The organism is Roseovarius sp. MBR-78, assembly GCF_040547535.1.
In the GTDB taxonomy this organism is placed as follows: Bacteria; Pseudomonadota; Alphaproteobacteria; order Rhodobacterales; family Rhodobacteraceae; genus Roseovarius.
The window spans coordinates 1-1,167 of record NZ_JBEPPX010000084.1 but is presented as its reverse complement, the minus strand read 5'-3'; the positions used below and the strand labels follow the sequence as shown (position 1 = coordinate 1,167).

The following is a 1,167-nucleotide window of genomic DNA, read 5'->3' as shown; positions in this document are numbered from 1 at the left end:
CGGAATCAAGCAACCGTCTCAGGACGGCGGGTTTGGTTGCCATGGCGTGTCGCGCTTGAGGACGGTGTTGGCGAGGAGGATGAGCTTTCTGGCGGTGGCGCATATGGCCTTTTTGTGTGGCATGCCGCGGCCTCTCAGGCGCTGGAAGAATACAGCGAGGTCTGGGTTGTGTTTGAGTGCAACGCTGGCCGCCATGAATGCGACATCTCTGACGGGTTTTCGGCCGCCTCCGATGAAGCGCTGCCCCTTGAAGGTGCCGCTGTCGCGGGCGATCGGCGCGAGGCCGGTCAGCGCGGCTGCAGCTTTGCCACAGAGCGTGCCGAGTTCGGGCATTTCGGCCAGCAATGTCGCGGTCATCACAGGCCCTATCCCCGGGATGGAGCGCAACAACCGGGCGGCGCGGGAGAGCTGCGGACACGCGGCGATCTGATTTGTGATCTGCCTGTCGAGGTCGGCGATTTGAGCCTTGAGCAGGTCCAGCAGCGCCTGATCGAGCTGTGCGAGGGTCTCGCAACCGGTGCGCTGGCTGCGGGTCTGCACGCGTTTCCTGTCTGTCACGCGTTGACGGCGGGCGGTGACCAAAAGCTTGAGTTCACGCACGGATTTTGGGCCAAGGCGGCGTCCGGCTTCGGGACGAAAGGCCGCGAAACCGGCGATTGTCTGCGCATCGGTCCGGTCTGTCTTGGCCCGCTGCCCGCGAGATCGCGCAAAGGCACGCACCTGTGCCGGAGGCACCTGACGCACGGGGATCCCCGCAGCATGGAGCGCCTCCCAGAGCGGCCACTCATAGCCACCGGTCGCCTCGAGTGCGACCTGGACCGGTGCCTTGCCGCCGCCAAGCTCAGCCGTGAGTGCGGCAATGCCCGGTGCGGTGTTGGAATAGCTCTGCACATTCGGGGCGTCGTGGCGGGCGAGAACGAGATCATGCTTGCCGACATCGATGCCGACAAATGAGATGTTTTGTGTTATCGTCATCGGGGTCTCCATCTTGTGGTCCGGGGCAGCCGGGGGCTCCCCAATCAACCGTTCGAGACAAGGATGAGAGCAGGTGCCGCCACGCTTGATTGCGTGACCGTGGTCAACAAGGCCGAACCGGCGCACACCCGCCCATGCGGCGCGCGCTTACGCGCCGCATGGGCCCATAATAGCACAATCTCCAGACACAAG

Annotated in this window: 1 protein-coding gene; it reads right to left on the bottom strand. The window is 64.3% G+C overall.

From position 1 onward, the window contains the following. Positions 1 to 18: 18 nt before the first annotated feature. Positions 19 to 975 carry an IS110 family RNA-guided transposase gene (locus tag ABIE58_RS20295; protein WP_354546419.1) on the bottom strand — a complete coding sequence of 319 codons (957 nt, stop codon included), beginning with the start codon at positions 973 to 975 and terminating at the stop codon, positions 19 to 21. Positions 976 to 1,167 lie beyond the last annotated feature (192 nt).